Raw genomic sequence first — 16,125 nt, forward strand, 5'->3', positions numbered from 1 at the left:
ATCATGAACGAAGCTGAAATTCTCGACCGTATCCGCGAGATCTTTCACGAGAACTTCGATATCGATCCGGCGCGCGTCACGCCGGAGGCGCACCTGTTCGAGGAACTGGATCTGGACAGCATCGATGCCGTCGATCTGGCCATCAAGCTCCAGGAAATGACGGGCCGCCGCATCAAGCCGGAAGAGTTCAAGCAGGTGCGCACGGTGGGCGACGTGATCGTCGCGGTCGAGACGCTGCTCGTGACCCAGGCTTGAGGCGATTCGTGACGGTTCTTCGCGGGCACGGCGCGGCTGAGCCTGCCGGTGCAGGTGAAAGCGACGCAGCAGCTGGCCGGGCACGCAGCAAGTGGCGGTTGCTGGCCAGTCTCGCCTACCCGGTCGTGATCCTCTGCGCGTGGCGCTGGGATTCGCCGCGCTTCGTGGGCTTGCTGCTGCTCGTTCTGCTCTGGATGCAGCGCGTGGCCGGCACGGGCGCGCTCGCGGCAACGCTGCGCAAGCTCACGCCGGTGGACTGGGCCGTTGCCGTCATGCTCAATGTCGCCTCGGTGGCGATCGTCATCACCAATAGCGAACGGCTCATGCGCCTGTATCCTTCGCTCGTGAATATCGGGCTGCTCGTCGCCTTCGGCGCGACCCTCGTGAAGGGCCCGTCGATGGTCGAAAAATTCGCACGCCTGACCTATCCCGATCCGCCCGCGCACATCGTGTGCTATACGCGCCGCGTCACGCAGCTCTGGTGTATTTTCTTCGCTTTGAACAGTGCGTTTTCTGCCTGGACGGCGCTTGCCTGGCCCACGCGCGCCTGGTCGCTCTACAACGGCATGCTCTCCTATCTGATCATCGGTGCGCTGCTCGCCGGCGAGTTCGTCTGGCGCAAATGGATCATGCTGCCGCGTGCTGCGCGACGGGAGGCGGTGTGATCGCATTGCACGAGCTTCTCGTGGCGCGTCGCCGCGAGCCGCGCAGCGCCGTTGGCGTCGATGGCGCGAACGTAACGGACTTCGATACATTCCGTGCGCATGCGCTTGGCATCGCTGAGCGCCTGCGCACGCGGCCGGGCCTGCGCTTCGCGCTCTGGAGCGACGACCCGTATCTGTTCGCCTGCGCTTTGTTCGGACTGCTTGCGGCCGGCAAAGTGCCCGTGATACCGGCGAACGCGACGCCGGGCTATCTCGCCGAACTGAGCGACGCGTACGACGCGGTGCTCGACGAAAACGAGCTTGCCGCCTGGTGTGCCGATACCCCTGCGGATCAACCCGTCGAGCCCGGCATGGCGATCGACGCGAACGCATTGCTCACGCTCTTCACGTCGGGCAGCAGCGGCACGCCGAAGCCCGTACACAAGACGCTCGCGCAGTTCGACGCGGAAGTGCATACGCTCGAAGCCGCGTGGGGCACGCTGCTGGGCGACGCGGCCGTGCTCGCGAGCGTGCCGCATCACCACATTTACGGGTTACTGTTCCGCGTCTTCTGGCCGCTGGCCGCGGGCAGGCCGTTCGCCCGCGCGACCTGTGCCGACCCCGCTCAATTGCAGGCGCGTATCGCCGAATGTTCGGCGCAATGTGCCGCGACTGTCGTCGTCTCGACGCCTGCACAGCTCTCGCGCTGGCCCGATCTGCCGGGGTTCGCGACACTCGCTGCGCAGCCGCGCGCGTTTTTCTCGTCGGGCGGCCCGCTGCCGCTCGACACGGCGAAGCAATATGCCGCCACGTTCGGCGCCGCGCCGCTGGAGATCTACGGCAGTACGGAAACGGGCGGCATCGCCTGGCGCAGACAAACCGAAGCGCAAGCGTGGACGCCCATGCCGGGCATCGCCGTGCGCGCGGCCGCAGCGGAAGAGGGCGGCGCGCTCGAAGTGCGCTCGCCGCACCTCGGCCACGACGGCTGGCATCGCACCGACGACAAGGCCGCGTTCGATGAATACGGCCGCTTCGTGCTGCAAGGGCGTCTCGACCGCGTGGTCAAGCTCGACGGCAAGCGTGTGTCGCTCAGCGAGATGGAGAGCAAACTGCTGCTGCATCCCGGCGTTGGCGAAGTGAGGACGGTACTGCTCGAAGGCGGCTCGCGCGAGCGCATCGGCGCGCTCGTGGTGCTCACCGCAGAGGGCCGCGAAACACTGCGTCGCGATGGCCGCGTTCTGCTCCTGAAAGCATTGCGCCGCCATCTCGCCGCCTGGTTCGACACTGTCGTTCTGCCGCGCCACTGGCGCATTCATCGCGCGCTGCCAGCCGACTCGCGCGGCAAGGTTCAGGCACAAGCGGTTGCCCGCGCGTTCGCGGCCAGCGAAGAAGGGTTCGAGCTGCTCGCTCAATGGGACGACGCAGAAGGGCGGGCATTCGAATTACGCGTGCCGCACACGCTCGTTCATTTCGCGGGCCACTTTCCGGGGCTGCCGATTCTGCCGGGCGTCGTGCAGGTGGACTGGGCGATGCGTTTCGCACGCGACTGGGTGCCCGGCGTGCGCGCGCTCGCCTCGATCGATCAACTGAAATTCACCATGCCGGTGCCGCCGGGCGTGCTGCTCAAGCTCGTGCTCAAGCACGACGCCGCGCGCCGGCGCATAGCGTTCGCGTGGCGCGTCGGCGAGCGTGACTGCGCGTCCGGCGCTTTCGTATACAGGGAGCCCGCATGAGCCTCGCGGCCTGTATCGTCATTCCGATCTACAACCACAAGGACGCGATCGGCGGCACCGTGGCGAACCTGACCGTCCACGGCCTGCCGCTCATCGTCGTCGACGACGGCAGCGACGAAGCCACCCAGCAGGTGCTGGCGGACCTCGCGCGCCGCTACGCCGGCAAGCTCACGCTGCGGCGCCTGCCCGTGAACGGCGGCAAGGGCGCGGCGGTGATGGCGGGGCTGCGCGTCGCGCGCGACGCCGGCTATACGCACGCGCTGCAGATCGACGCCGACGGCCAGCACGACGCCGCGGACGTCCCGCGCTTTCTCGCCGCCGCGCAGGCCAATCCGCGCGCGGTCGTGATCGGCCAGCCCGTGTACGACGAGAGTGTGCCGAAAGCGCGCCTCTATGGGCGCTATCTGACCCACGTCTGGGTGTGGATCGAGACGCTCTCGTTCACGATTCGCGATTCGATGTGCGGCTTTCGCCTCTATCCGCTCGACCTCGCGTGCGCGCTGATCGACAGCGTGAAGCTGCCCGAGCGCATGGACTTCGACATCGAGATTCTCGTGCGCCTGCACTGGCGGCGCGTGGCGTTCGTCTCGATTCCGACCGCCGTCACCTACGCGGCCGATGGCGTCTCGCATTTCGACGTGCTGTGGGACAACGTGCGTATCAGCCGCAGCCATACGCGGCTCGTCGCAGGCATGCTCGCGCGTCTGCCGCTGCTCCTCGTGCATAAGGTCCTGCCGCAGGTTCTGGCACGGACGGCGGCTGCGGGCGACGGCAACGATCCGTGGTGGCGCACTGCCGAACGCGGCAGCCGGCTCGGCATGGCGCTGCTCGCCTGGAGTTGCGGCCTGTTCGGGCGGCGCTTCACCGCGCTTTGGCTGCATCCGATCGTCGCGTACTTCCTTGTGACGGGCCGCCCCGCACGGGACGCCTCGCGGCGCTATTTCGACCGGCTGCAGCAGTGTTCTCCGGAGCGCGAGACGCCGCGCCCCGGCTGGTTCACGGCCTACCGCCATATGCTCTCGTTCGCGCAATCGGGCTTCGACAAGCTGGCCGCCTGGACGGGGCGCGTCGGCCCGGCCGACGTGGAGATCGACGACCCACGCGCGTTCGACGCGTTGATCGCGAGCGGCCGCGGCGCGCTCGTGATCGGCTCGCACCACGGCAACCTCGAGATGGCGCGGGCGCTGGCCGTGCGCGGCGCGCAGACGAAGGTGACGGCCATCGTCTACACGGAGCACGCGAAACGCTTCAACAGCGTGCTGGCTACCGCCCATCACGATTTCGCGCAGCATCTCGTGCCGGTGAGCGACTTCGGCCCGCAAACGGCGCTGATGATGCAGGAGCGCATCGAGCGCGGCGAGCTGCTCGTCATCGTCGGCGACCGCACGCCTGCGCGCGAAACGGGCCGTACCACCGAGGCGCAATTCCTCGGCGAGACCGCCGCGTTTGCTCAGGGACCCTATGTATTGGCGCATGCGCTCGCGTGCCCCGTTTATCTGTTGTTCTGCCTGAAAGAGCGCACGGGCTACCGGCTTTACTTCGAGCCGTTCGCCGAGCGTATCGAGCTGCCGCGGCGTGGCCGCGCCGAGCATATTGCGGCATGGGCGCAGCGCTTCGCGTCGCGCCTCGAACACTATTGCCGCAAGGCGCCTTACCAATGGTTCAACTTCTACGATTTCTGGGCGCGCCCCAGTGGGGGAGCGAATGGCAGAGACTGACCTGAAGGATGCCGGAGTCAAGGCGGATGCCGTGGTATTCGGCGGCCGCCATTTGACGATCGAGGACGTCGTGGCGGTGGCGCGTGGCGGCGCCGCCGTGCGGCTCAACGATGACCCGGCCTGGCGCGAACGCATTGCGCGCGGCGCGGAGTTTTTGCGCCGCCATCTCGAAGCCGGTGCGACCGTGTACGGTGTCAATACGGGCTACGGCGACGCCTGCGTCGTCGACGTGCCGATGGCGCTCGTCGAGGCCCTGCCGCTGCAGCTCACGCGCTATCACGGCTGCGGCATGGGCGAGTATCTCGACGACGCCTCGGCGCTCGCCGTGATCGCCGCGCGTCTGAATTCGCTGGCGTTCGGGCTTTCGGGCGTGCGACCGGTGCTGCTCGAACGTCTCGCCGATCTCATCAATCATCGCGTGTTGCCGCGGATTCCCGCCGAAGGCTCGGTGGGCGCAAGCGGCGACCTCACGCCGCTTTCGTATGTCGCAGCGGCGCTGGTTGGCGAGCGCGGCGTGCAGTTTCGCGGCGCGCCCTGCGAGGCACGCGACGCGTGGTTCGCGCTTGGCCGCGAACCGCTCACGCTCGCGCCCAAGGAAGGCCTCGCGCTGATGAACGGCACGGCGGTCATGACGGGCCTCGCGTGCCTCGCGTTCACGCGCGCGGCGCAGCTCTCGCGCCTCGCCGCGCGACTCACCGCGCTCGCAACTGTAGCGCTCGACGGGCGTGCCGCGCATTTCGACGCGTTCATCTTCGAAGCCAAGCCGCACGCCGGGCAGGGCGAGGCGGCGGCCTGGATCCGTGCGGACCTCGCTGGCCGTCCGGACACGCCGGGTCACCGCTTGCAGGACCGCTATTCGATCCGCTGCGCGCCGCACGTGATCGGCGTGGCGAACGACGCGCTCACGTGGATGCGCCGCGACATCGAGAACGAACTGAACAGCGCCAACGACAATCCGCTGATCGATCCCGACGGCGATCGCGTGCTGCACGCCGGCAACTTCTACGGCGGCCATATTGCGTTCGCCATGGACGGCCTCAAGACGGCCGTGGCGAATCTTGCCGACCTGATGGACCGGCAGCTCGCCTTGCTCGTCGACGACAAGTTCAACAACGGCCTGCCGCGCAACCTCACGGGCGCGACGACTGCGCGCGCGCCGATCAATCACGGCTTCAAGGCCGTGCAGATTTCGTCGTCGGCGTGGACGGCGGAGGCGCTCAAGCACACGATGCCCGCGAGCGTGTTCTCCCGTTCGACGGAAGCACACAATCAGGACAAGGTGAGCATGGGGACGATCGCGGCGCGCGACTGCTTGCGCGTGCTGCAACTCACGGAGCAGGTCGCGGCCGCCCATGCGCTCGCCACCGTGCAGGCCGCGCGACTGCGACTGCGCGGCAATGCCGAGACCGTCATTCCCGAGCCGCTTGCCGCATTCATGGAAGACGTGGCCGCGACGTCGCCATTCGTCGACGAGGACCGCGCGCTCGAACACGAACTTCGCGCCATGACGGAGCGAATCGCAACCGGCGATTTCCTCGTGCCGAACGCGGAGGGCAGGCCATGAGCGAATCACGCAAGGTTGCGCCGGTGTTGAGCGCGAGCGCGAACGTGGAAGTGCCGTTCCATGACGTGGACGCGATGAATGTCTGCTGGCACGGCCACTATCTTAAGTATTTCGAGTTCGGCCGCGCGGCGCTGCTGCGCAAGTTCGACTACGACTATCGCGAGATGCAGGCGTCGGGGTACGTGTGGCCCGTGGTCGAAGCGCATTTGAAGTATGTGCGGCCCGCCGTTTATGGGCAGCAGCTCGAAGTCTGCGCACATCTGCTCGAGTACGAAAATCGCCTGAAAATCGGCTACGAAGTCTACGATCGCGAATCGCGCACGCGGCTCACGAAGGGCTACACGATCCAGGTCGCCGTGAGCGCCGCCACGCAGGAGCTGCAGTTCGTCTCGCCACCTGTCGTGTTCGAAAAGCTGGAGCGTGCATGGGCGCGTTGAAACGATGCGCGGCGGGGGCCGCACTGCTTGCGCTTCAGTCGATGTGGATGCCGGCGCAGGCCGCGACGGTACCTGCGAACGTGAGCACGGACGCCGGCGACGCGGCACTCGTCTCGCAGATCGCGTCGCGTCTTGCGCGCGCGAGCGGCGTGCGTGCGCATTTCACGCAAACGCAGACGCTTGCCGCGATGAAAGCCCCGCTCGTCAGCACGGGCTCGCTGCTGTTCTTTCGCGAGCGCGGCGTGATCTGGCAGGTCGAAACGCCGTACAGGAAAACGTGGGTCATGCGCGACAGCGGTGTCACCGTTATCGATGCCAACGGTCAACCCGATCAGCGCACCCGGAACGGCGGCGCGCAGGGCGCGCGCGGTGCGGCAGAGATTGCGAAGATGATGCGGGCGATGCTCGGCGGCGACCTGAGCGGGTTGTACTCGCAATTCGACGTAGCGGCGCGCGGCACGCCTTCGCAATGGCAGATGCGCCTCGTGCCGCGCCAGCCGCAGATCGCGCAGGCGCTGCGCGGCATCGAGATGGAAGGCGGCGACTTCCTGCGCAGCTTGCGCATCACGTTCGCCAACGGCGACGTCACGCAGTATGACTTTAGCGGCAGCGCGCAGGTGTCCGAACTCTTGCCCGCCGACCAGAAACTTTTCGGAACGCCATAGTGAGTTCCTCGGAGCTTCGCACCGCAACCCAGCCGTGGCGGCAGTGGACGCTGCGCGCCATGTGGCTGCTGCTCGCGCTCGCGGCGGCGCTGTATTGCGCCTGGCGCTTTGCGGGGCCGACGCCCCTGCAGACGAACCTGCTCGCACTGCTGCCGGCAACCGAGGCCGACCCCGTGGCCGAAGAGGCCGTTGACCAGCTCGCGAGCGCGCTCGGCAACCGCGCCGTGCTGCTCGTGTCGAGCAGCGACGCGGCGCACGCGAAAGCGGCAGCGGGCCAACTGGGCGCGGTGCTGAGCGCGAGCCACGCGTTCGCCTCGGTGACGGCACAAGTTCCGCCATTCGATCTCGGCCGCATTACGCGTTTCTACCTGCCATACCGCTTTGGCCTGCTGACCGCGCAAGACCGCACGACTGCCTCGGGGAGCACAGAAACGCTGCGCGGCGCGCTCGCCGAGCGCCTCTATGGCCTGCCGAACGCGGGTCTCGCAACGTCGCTCGCCGACGATCCGTTCGGCTGGCTTCAGCACTGGCTCGCAGGGCTGCCGCTCGCGGCATCGAATCTCACCATCGAGGACGGTTTCCTCGTTGCGCATCGCGGCAACACCACGAGCGTGCTCGTGATCGGCACGCTGCCTGGGTCTGCCTACGAATCCGACGTTCAACGGGGCGTGCTGCTTGCCGTCGCAAACGGCGAAGCGGCGCTCAAAGCTTCTTGGCCCGATGTGACCGTCGCGCGCACGGGCGCCGTGTTCTATGCCGAGTCTGCGCGGCGCGCCTCGGAGCGCGACGTCCATGTGATCGGCATCGTTTCGGCCGTGGGCATCGCGCTGCTCATGCTCTGGATCTTCCGCTCGCCTCGGCTGATCCTGCTCGGTTTCGTTTCCACCGCGCTCGGCATCGTGTGCGCGCTCGCGGCCACGATGCTCGTCTTCGGCAAGCTGCATCTGCTGACGCTGGTGTTCGGCGCGAGCCTGATCGGCGAGGCGGTCGATTACTCCATTCAGTACTTCGTCGTCTACCTCGGCACGCGGCACGGCTGGGATTCGCGGCGCGGCGCGCGGGAGGTGCTGCCCGCGCTCACGGTGGCGCTCAGCACGAGCCTGCTTGGCTACGCCATTCTGACGTTCGCGCCGTTTCCGGCGCTCAGGCAGATCGCGTGCTTCGCCATCGTCGGCATCTTCACGGCTTTCGCTTCTGTTGTCTGGCTGCTGCCGAGCCTCTTGACGCAGCCCGCGCGCCGCAGTCCGCATACGCTCTTCGCGGTGGCCGCGGCCTCGCTCGCGAAATGGCAGGCGCTGATCGGCGGCCGTCGCGCGTGGGGCGTCGCGCTGGCGCTCGTTGTCATCGCCGCGCCGGGCTGGCTGCAACTGCGCAGCGACGACGACATTCATCTACTGATCCAACGGGACCCGGCGCTCGTCGCGCAGGAGCGCGTGGTGTCGAGCGCGGTGGGGGCCGACAACAGCGCGCAGTTCTTCGTCGTGCGCGGCGCGTCGCCCGAGGCCGTGCTCGAGCGCACCGACGCGTTGTGCGCGCGGCTCGGCACGCTCACGGGCGCGTCCGCGCTGAGCGGCTGGCAATCGGTGACGTCGTTCGTGCCATCCGAAGCGCAGCAGCGGGCCGATCGCGCGCTGCTCGGCGCGCATGTGTTCGCCGATCCCGCCGCCTTGCGCACGCTGCTGGGCGCAGCGGGCTTTCGTGACGAGGTGGCGCAAACGTGGCTCGATGCCTGGGCGCACTCGCGCGCTTCCATGCTGCACGTGGACGACTGGCTTGCCGAACCCTGGTCGCAGCCGTTCCGCCACTTGTGGCTCGGCCGTTCCGCGAGCACGCCCGGTGCATTCGCGGCGATCGTGATTCCGCAGGGTGTGTCCGCTGCGAACGCACCTGCGCTGCTCGACGTCGCGCACGCGTTGCCCGGCGTGAGCTTCGTCGACAAGGCGGCGAGCGTGTCGCGGCTCTTCGGCGTGTATCGACAGGACGGCGCGATCTGGCTCGCGGGCGCGCTCACGCTCGTGCTCGCGTTGCTGATGTTCCGCTATGGCTGGCGCGGGGCCATCGCGGTCGCGCTGCCGGTGTGGCTCGCCATCGGCGTCACGCTCGCAGCGTTCGGCTATGCGCACCTGCGCATCAATCTCTTCAACATGCTGGCGCTGATGCTCGTGCTCGGCGTGGGTGCGAACTATGCCGTCTTTCTGCGCGAAGGCGCGATGCGCGCTGCCACCGATCGCGGCGCCGTATGGACGGGCGTGCTGCTGTCCGCCGCGACCACGCTGCTCTCGTTCGGCATGCTCGGCATGAGTTCCATGCCCGCGCTCAAGAGCTTCGGCGCCACCCTGTCGCTCGGCATCATGGTGTCCGTCATGCTCGCGCCTATCGGCATAAGCGGAACAAGCGGCATGCCCACGAATCAACGGAGAAAGGCCTGATGGCGCTCCCTGTCTATTTGCATGCGCTCGGCATGGCCAACGCGCTAGGCGACGATGTACCTGCGATCGTCGCAGCGCTCGCGCGCGGCGAGGCGCCCGGCATGGGGCCGATCGCGACACGCACCGGTACGGCGTTCGCGGGCAGCGTGAAGGCGCCGCTCAACGTCGCGCCGCCCGCATCGCTCGCCTGCTACGACTGCCGCAACAACCGGCTTCTGCTCGCTGCACTGGCACAGGTCCGCAGCGCCATCGAAGCCGCGCGCGAACGCTTTGGCGCGGGCCGTATCGGCGTCGTGCTGGGTACGAGCACGTCGGGCATCAGCGCCGCGGAAATGATGTTCACGCAGCCTGTGCAGCAAGAAGCCGCTTCGGCGTTCGATTACCGCCAGATGGAGATCGGCACGGCCGCGCCGTTCGCCGCCGCGGCGCTCGATCTGCGCGGCCCGGCGTACACGATCTCCACGGCGTGCACGTCGAGCGCGAAGGCATTCGTCGCAGCGCGCCGTCTGCTGCGGGCGAACCTGTGCGATGCCGTCGTCGTGGGCGGCGTCGACTCGCTTTGCGAACTCACGCTGCAAGGCTTCGCCTCGCTCGAATCGACGAGCCCCGTGCGAACCAATCCGATGAGCGCGCAGCGTCGCGGCATCAACATCGGCGAAGGCGCGGCGGTGTTCCTGATGACCCGCGAGGAAGGGCCGGTGATGCTCGCGGGCGCGGGCGAGTCGAGCGACGCCCACCATATTTCCGCGCCCGACCCGCAAGGCGCGGGCGGCGAACTCGCCTTGCGTGCGGCGCTCGCCGACGCGGGCATCGGCGCGGCCGCGATCGGCTACGTCAACCTGCACGCAACGGCCACGATCAAGAACGACCAGATGGAAGCTCATCTGATGGCGCGCGTGTTCCCCGACGGCGTGGCCGCGAGCGGCACGAAGCCGCTCACGGGCCATACGCTCGGCGCGGCGGGCGCGAGCGAACTGGGCCTGGCATGGCTCGCGCTCGCCCGCGACGACGTCGCGCTGCCGCGCCATCTGTGGGACGGACAAGCCGACCCGGCGCTGCCCGCGCTCGACCTGATCGAAGGCGTGCGGCATTTGCCGCGCAACGGCGTGCGCCAATACGTGATGAGCAACTCTTTCGCGTTTGGCGGCAGCAACGTTTCACTCATACTCGGACGGTGATCGAGGCCATGAATTCCGCTCTTTCCTCCCCGACGGATGCGTTCCCGCCGATCGAGACGATCATCCCGCACCGCGGCACGATGCTGCTGCTCGATTCGGTCGCCGCATGCAGCGACGAATCGCTCACGGCGCTTGCCAGCGTGCGCGCCGATGCATGGTACGCCGACGAGCAGGGCGCGATGCCCGCATGGATCGGCATCGAACTGATGGCGCAGGCGATCGCCGCCCACGTCGGCCTGCTGTCGATGCGCGAAGGCAAGCCCGCGCGCCCAGGCGTGCTGCTCGGCACGCGCCGCTATGAGGCGGCTCAAGCTGCGTTCGCAGGCGGCGCGCCACTCAGCGTGACGGTTGGCGAACTGCTGCGCAGCGATGAAGGCCACGGCGCATACGGCTGCACCATCAATCAGGAAGACAAACTATTGGCCGAGGCCACCGTGAAGGTGTATCAGCCGCGCGATTTCCAGACTTTCATCGAGGAGAATTCCAGATCATGAGCCGGCGTGTTCTCGTTACCGGCGCGAGCCGCGGCATTGGTCGCGCGATCGCCTACCATCTTGCCGCGGACGGCTTTGCCGTCACCGTGCATTGCCGCACGGGACGCAACGAAGCGGATGCCGTCACGGCAGGCATCGTCGCACAGGGCGGCACGGCCAGCGTGCTGCAGTTCGACGTGCGCGAGCGCGCCGCATGCCGCGCGGCGCTGGAAGACGACGTGGCGGCGCACGGCGCCTACTACGGCATCGTCTGCTGCGCGGGCGTAACGCGCGACGCCGCGTTCCCCGCACTGACCGACGAAGACTGGGACATCGTGCTCGAAACGGGCCTCGACGCGTTCTACAACGTCGTCCATCCGCTCGTCATGCCGATGGTGCGTGCGCGCAAGGGCGGCCGGATCGTGACGGTGGCGTCCGTGTCGGGCGTGACGGGCAATCGCGGGCAGGTCAACTACAGCGCCGCCAAGGCCGGGCTGATCGGCGCGACGAAGGCGCTCGCGGTGGAACTGGCCACCCGCAACATCACGGTCAACAGCGTCGCGCCCGGGCTCGTCGATACGGGCATGCTCGACGACGTGCCGCTCGAACACGCGCTCAAGGCCGTGCCGATGAATCGCGTGGGGCAGCCCGCCGAAGTCGCGGCCGTGGTCGGCTTCCTGATGTCCGACGCGGCGTCTTATGTCACGCGCCAGGTCATCGGCGTCAACGGCGGGATGGTCTGATGAAGCGCGTCGTCATTACCGGCATGGGCGGCGTGACCGCGCTCGGCGATCAGTGGGCGCAGGTCGAAGCCGCGCTCAAGGGCGGCGTCAACGCCGTCAAGCGCGTGCACGACTGGGACTATATCGAGGCGCTGCATACGCGCCTTGCGTGCCCGCTGCCGGCGTTCACTGCGCCTGACTATTACCCGCGCAAGAAAACGCGTTCGATGGGCCCGGTCTCGCTCTACGCCGTGCGTGCGAGCGAGCACGCGCTGGCCGACGCGGGCCTGCTCGACGATGCGTCGATCAAGGACGGCCGCATGGGGGTGGCGTACGGGTCCTCGGCGGGTTCGGTCGAGCCGGTGCGCGCGTTCGGCAAGATGCTCGAAACGGGCTCGATGAGCGATGTGACGTCGAACAGCTACGTGCAGATGATGCCGCACACCACGGCCGTGAACGTGAGCCTCTTCTGGGACCTCAAGGGGCGCATCGTGCCGACGTCGTGCGCGTGCGCTTCGGGCAGCCAGGCAATCGGCTACGCCTACGAGATGATCGCGAACGGCAAACAGACGCTGATGCTCGCGGGCGGCGCCGAGGAACTCTCGGAGCCCGGCGTGGCGGTGTTCGACATGCTCTATGCCACGAGCACGCGCAACGACGAGCCGCAACTCACGCCACGTCCGTTCGATGCCGCGCGCGACGGGCTCGTGGTGGGCGAGGGCGCGGCGACGCTCGTGCTCGAGGAATACGAGCATGCCGTGGCGCGTGGCGCGCGCATTCATGCGGAAGTGGTGGGCTTCGGCTGCAATTCGGATGGCGCGCATATCACGCAGCCCACGGCGGCGACGATGGCGGTCGCGATGCGTCAGGCACTCGACGACGCGCAGTTGGCCCCCGAAGCGATCGCGTATGTGAATGCGCACGGCACCTCCACGGATCGCGGCGATGTGGCCGAGAGCCAGGCCACGGCGGAGACCTTCGGTGCGCGCATGCCGATCAGCTCGCTCAAGAGCTATATCGGCCATACGCTCGGTGCCTGCGGCGCGATCGAGGCGTGGTGGACGATCGAGATGATGAAGCGCAACTGGTACGCGCCCACGCTCAACCTGACCCAGGTCGATCCGGCCTGCGCGTCGCTCGACTATATCCAGGGCGAGCCGCGCACGATAGACGCCGAATACGTCATGAGCAACAATTTCGCGTTTGGCGGCGTGAACACGTCGCTGATCTTCCGGCGCGCGCGTTGAGCATGCGGACATCGCTATCAGCGCGCAGCTTGCAGCGCGTCGTCGTGACGGGCATGGGCATCGTCTCGTGCCTCGGCAATACGCTCGACGGCGTTTCCTCGCGCTTGCGCGACGGACGCGGCGGCATCACGCGCGTTCAGGCGTGGCGCGACCGTGGTTTCGCGAGCCAGGTGGCGGCCGTGGCTTCGGTTGCGGGCGAAACGCCGTTCGAGCGCAAGGCCGAACGCTTCATGGGCGACACGGCGCGCTTCGCCTGCCACGCCGCACACAGCGCCATCGCCGATGCCGCTCTCGACGCACACGCGCTGCTCAGCCCTCGGGCCGGCGCGGTGGTGGGCTCGGGCGTCGGAACGATGTCCGCGTACGACGCGGCCATGGAAAGCGCGAACACCCGAGGGGTCGACCGCGTGCCGCCCTATACGGTGCCGCAGGCGATGAGCAGCACGACATCGGCGAATCTTGCGCACGTGTTCGGAATGCAAGGCGTCACGTATTCGCCTTCGTCGGCGTGCACGACTTCCGCGCTCGCGATCGGCCAGGCCATGCAGCTGATCCAGACGGGCCGCCAGGACATCGTGCTCGCGGGCGGCGCCGAAGGCCTGCACGACAACATGACGCTGATGTTCGACGCGATGGGCGCACTCTCGCGCGGCTTCAACGACACGCCGGAGCGGGCGTCGAGGCCCTATGACGCGCAGCGTGACGGCTTCGTGATCGGCTCGGGCGCTGGCATCCTCGTGCTCGAATCGCTCGCGCATGCGCAGGCGCGCAACGCGCGCATCTACGCGGAGCTGACCGGCTACGGCCAGTGCACCGACGGTGCGCAGATGGTCGCGCCGCAGGCGGCCGGCATTGCGCGCGCAATGCGCGAGGCGCTCGTCGAGGCCGGCTGCCGCCCGGACTACATCAACACTCATGCGCCTTCGACGCCCTCGGGCGATATCGAGGAGCTGCTCGCGTTGCGCGCCGTGTTTGGCGGCGAGGTGCCTGCGTTCTCGTCGACGAAGGCGCTCAGCGGCCATCCGCTCGGCGCGTGCGGTGCGCACGAAGCCATTTACACGCTGCTGATGATGCGCGATCGCCGGATTGCGGGTGCCGCGGGCATCGAAGCGCTCGATGCGGCTGCCGCCGGCATGCCGCTCGTGCGTGAAACGCGCGACGCACGCATCGATACGGCGATGTCGGTTTCATTCGGGTTCGGCGGCAGTTGCGCCAGCCTGGTGTTTCGCGCCTGGAACGCAGTCTGAAGTTTCGGGCAACCCTGAAAATAATGAGGATTCCAATGAAAAAGACTTACCTCACGCTGAGCATGGCCGCGATCGTCAGCCTGACGTTGGCCGCTTGCGGATCGCAGCGCCTCACGCTGCCGATCCAGCCCGCAGCTTCGCTCTCGACGGCGAAAGCCGCGTCCAGCGCGGACCCCGCCGCAAAGATCGCCGTGTATTTCGGTGCGCAGCCGCATCCGGAAGTGGTGCGCCACGTCGGTGATGCCTCGCACTCCTTGCGTGTCGCCCGCGCGACCGACGGCGCCGAGGCCAGCTGCAACAAGGTGCTCGCCATGGCACTCGACAAGCTGCGCGCGGACGCCCACAACAAGGGCGCCAACGCCGTCATCAACCTGACCACGCGCTTTCACGGCAGCGAAACCGGGTCGGCCACCGAATACACCTGCGGCGTGAGCCAGAGTGCAGCGGCCATCGCCGTCACAGGCGACCTCGTGGTGCTGCAAGCGAACTGAACCAACGGAGAAAAGCAATGAAGAAACTGTGGATGTTCGCCGCGCTGTGCGCGGCCTTCGCGACGTCGCACGCCTACGCACGCAATACCGTCGACACCTATTCGGTGGATGTGGCGCTGCAGAGCGAGCCCGGCAAGGTGAGCGACGACATTGCGTTGTACTTTGCGGGCCAACCGCATCCGGCGGTGAAGAAGACGCTGGGTCAGTTCTCCACGAACAAGAAGACGAACGCATTTGGCAAGAGCGACGAAGCGGCCTGCCAGCACGTGTTCCTTTCGGCCGTGCAGGAGCTGCAGGAACGCGCGCGCAAGGAAGGCGGCAACGCGGTCATCAACATCAAGAGCAACTACAAGAACGAACTGCGCGAGAGTGCCACGGAGTTCACCTGCGGCGCGGGCGCGATGATCGCCGGCGTGGCGCTCGTCGGCGACGTGGTGACGCTCAAGGGCGGCAAGTAACCCGCAGCAGGCGGCGGCGGGCGACCCGGCTCACGCCGCCTTCACGGCGGCTACGTTGACCAGGGTTTCGCGCCGCTTCCCAGGCTTGGGATGATGCAGGCAGAGGCGCTCGAAGAGACCGAAATCGGCGGCACGGCTCCACCACAGATAGGGCAGCGAAACATTGCGCTCCGAAAAGCGGAAACCCGCTGCGCGAATCATTTCGAGGTAGCCGTTGGCGCTCTTCTGCACGTGCATGGGATGGCGGAACAGCAGGCGGATGACCCACGAGCGGATATAAGCCTCAGTGGATTCGGCGAAGAGCAGCACGCCGCCCGGCTTGAGCACGCGGTGGAATTCCGCGAGCGCGCGTTCCTGCTCGACGAGGTGATGGAAAGTCTGGTGGCAGAAGACGATGTCCGCGCTGGCCGTGGGTAACGGCAGGCTCGCGCAATCGCCGTGCAGCAGTTCGAACGCGGTTTGCGTCTGCAATTCGTCCTGACAGGTGCGCGCGGCACGCGCCGCCAGTTCGAGCGACGCCTCGTGATAGTCGACCCCGACGATGCGGCGCGGGCGGAAAGCCTCGGCCAGCAGGCGGAACGACTTGCCCTGGCCGCAGCCGACATCGACGATTTCGGGCGCGTCGGGCAACGGCACGTCGACGAGCCGCTTGAGGTCGTTGATCGCCACGCGCAGCACGTGGTGCTCCCACGTATGGGTGCGGAGAAACCAGATACCGAAGGCCGTTTCCGGGACGAACGGCACGTAATTTGATTCGGAAACCGACATATTTTTTTACCCGTTGCCAATGCGGTCATGGACGCGAATGGGCATTGTAAATGCAAGGGCGCAGCGAGGGGTGTCAGAATCACGGTTTCGCGCAGC

Annotated in this window: 16 protein-coding genes; 15 read left to right on the forward strand and 1 reads right to left on the reverse strand. The window is 67.4% G+C overall.

The window, feature by feature from the left end:
* The first annotated feature begins 3 nt into the window (after positions 1-3).
* From AB3X98_RS23975 to AB3X98_RS24045, 15 genes are read left to right on the forward strand one after another with little or no spacing between them, the layout of a single operon-like run.
* Positions 4-255 (forward strand): acyl carrier protein, encoded by a 252-nt coding sequence (locus AB3X98_RS23975; RefSeq protein WP_069267955.1) that lies wholly within the window; start codon positions 4-6, stop codon positions 253-255.
* 8 nt (positions 256-263) lie between these two features.
* Complete coding sequence (locus AB3X98_RS23980) at positions 264-920, forward strand: hypothetical protein (RefSeq protein ID WP_368603512.1); 657 nt, start codon at positions 264-266, stop codon at positions 918-920.
* Positions 878-2,632 (forward strand): AMP-binding protein, encoded by a 1,755-nt coding sequence (locus AB3X98_RS23985; RefSeq protein WP_368603511.1) that lies wholly within the window; start codon positions 878-880, stop codon positions 2,630-2,632. Before AB3X98_RS23980 ends, AB3X98_RS23985 begins: the two co-directional genes overlap by 43 nt.
* Positions 2,629-4,350: a glycosyltransferase gene (locus AB3X98_RS23990; RefSeq protein ID WP_368603510.1), complete on the forward strand. Its 1,722-nt coding sequence runs from the start codon at positions 2,629-2,631 to the stop codon at positions 4,348-4,350. Before AB3X98_RS23985 ends, AB3X98_RS23990 begins: the two co-directional genes overlap by 4 nt.
* Entirely contained in the window at positions 4,337-5,914 is a 1,578-nt protein-coding gene (gene hutH / locus AB3X98_RS23995) for a histidine ammonia-lyase (protein ID WP_368603509.1), read from the forward strand. The genes AB3X98_RS23990 and hutH overlap by 14 nt, the downstream gene beginning before the upstream one ends.
* Positions 5,911-6,351 carry an acyl-CoA thioesterase gene (locus AB3X98_RS24000; RefSeq protein WP_368610324.1) on the forward strand — a complete coding sequence of 147 codons (441 nt, stop codon included), beginning with the start codon at positions 5,911-5,913 and terminating at the stop codon, positions 6,349-6,351. The genes hutH and AB3X98_RS24000 overlap by 4 nt, the downstream gene beginning before the upstream one ends.
* Before the next feature lie 41 nt (positions 6,352-6,392).
* The gene (locus AB3X98_RS24005) at positions 6,393-7,016 is read left to right on the forward strand and encodes an outer membrane lipoprotein carrier protein LolA (RefSeq protein WP_368610332.1); all 624 of its coding nucleotides are present in this window, start codon (positions 6,393-6,395) and stop codon (positions 7,014-7,016) included.
* A 59-nt stretch (positions 7,017-7,075) separates the two neighbouring features.
* Positions 7,076-9,445 carry an MMPL family transporter gene (locus AB3X98_RS24010; RefSeq protein ID WP_368610333.1) on the forward strand — a complete coding sequence of 790 codons (2,370 nt, stop codon included), beginning with the start codon at positions 7,076-7,078 and terminating at the stop codon, positions 9,443-9,445.
* Positions 9,442-10,623 (forward strand): beta-ketoacyl-[acyl-carrier-protein] synthase family protein, encoded by a 1,182-nt coding sequence (locus tag AB3X98_RS24015; protein WP_368610334.1) that lies wholly within the window; start codon positions 9,442-9,444, stop codon positions 10,621-10,623. The genes AB3X98_RS24010 and AB3X98_RS24015 overlap by 4 nt, the downstream gene beginning before the upstream one ends.
* Positions 10,624-10,631: 8 nt before the next feature.
* Positions 10,632-11,117, forward strand: coding sequence for a hotdog family protein (locus tag AB3X98_RS24020; protein WP_368610325.1), 486 nt, complete (start codon positions 10,632-10,634; stop codon positions 11,115-11,117).
* Positions 11,114-11,839 (forward strand): 3-ketoacyl-ACP reductase FabG2, encoded by a 726-nt coding sequence (locus AB3X98_RS24025; protein WP_368607191.1) that lies wholly within the window; start codon positions 11,114-11,116, stop codon positions 11,837-11,839. The genes AB3X98_RS24020 and AB3X98_RS24025 overlap by 4 nt, the downstream gene beginning before the upstream one ends.
* Positions 11,839-13,065 carry a beta-ketoacyl-ACP synthase gene (locus AB3X98_RS24030; protein WP_368610326.1) on the forward strand — a complete coding sequence of 409 codons (1,227 nt, stop codon included), beginning with the start codon at positions 11,839-11,841 and terminating at the stop codon, positions 13,063-13,065. Before AB3X98_RS24025 ends, AB3X98_RS24030 begins: the two co-directional genes overlap by 1 nt.
* 2 nt (positions 13,066-13,067) lie before the next feature.
* Entirely contained in the window at positions 13,068-14,312 is a 1,245-nt protein-coding gene (locus AB3X98_RS24035) for a beta-ketoacyl synthase N-terminal-like domain-containing protein (protein ID WP_368610327.1), read from the forward strand.
* 35 nt (positions 14,313-14,347) lie between these two features.
* On the forward strand, positions 14,348-14,803 hold the full coding sequence (locus AB3X98_RS24040) for a signal peptidase (protein WP_368610328.1): 456 nt from the start codon (positions 14,348-14,350) through the stop codon (positions 14,801-14,803).
* Positions 14,804-14,820: 17 nt separating this feature from the next.
* The gene (locus AB3X98_RS24045; RefSeq protein ID WP_069267967.1) at positions 14,821-15,261 is read left to right on the forward strand and encodes an excinuclease ABC subunit A; all 441 of its coding nucleotides are present in this window, start codon (positions 14,821-14,823) and stop codon (positions 15,259-15,261) included.
* Positions 15,262-15,291: 30 nt separating this feature from the next.
* Here the strand turns inward: AB3X98_RS24045 and AB3X98_RS24050 are convergent, their stop codons facing one another.
* Complete coding sequence (locus AB3X98_RS24050; protein ID WP_368605840.1) at positions 15,292-16,029, reverse strand: class I SAM-dependent methyltransferase; 738 nt, start codon at positions 16,027-16,029, stop codon at positions 15,292-15,294.
* Between the last annotated feature and the right edge of the window lie 96 nt (positions 16,030-16,125).

The organism is Paraburkholderia sp. BR14312 (assembly GCF_040948675.1).
Classification (GTDB): Bacteria; Pseudomonadota; Gammaproteobacteria; order Burkholderiales; family Burkholderiaceae; genus Paraburkholderia; species Paraburkholderia nodosa_A.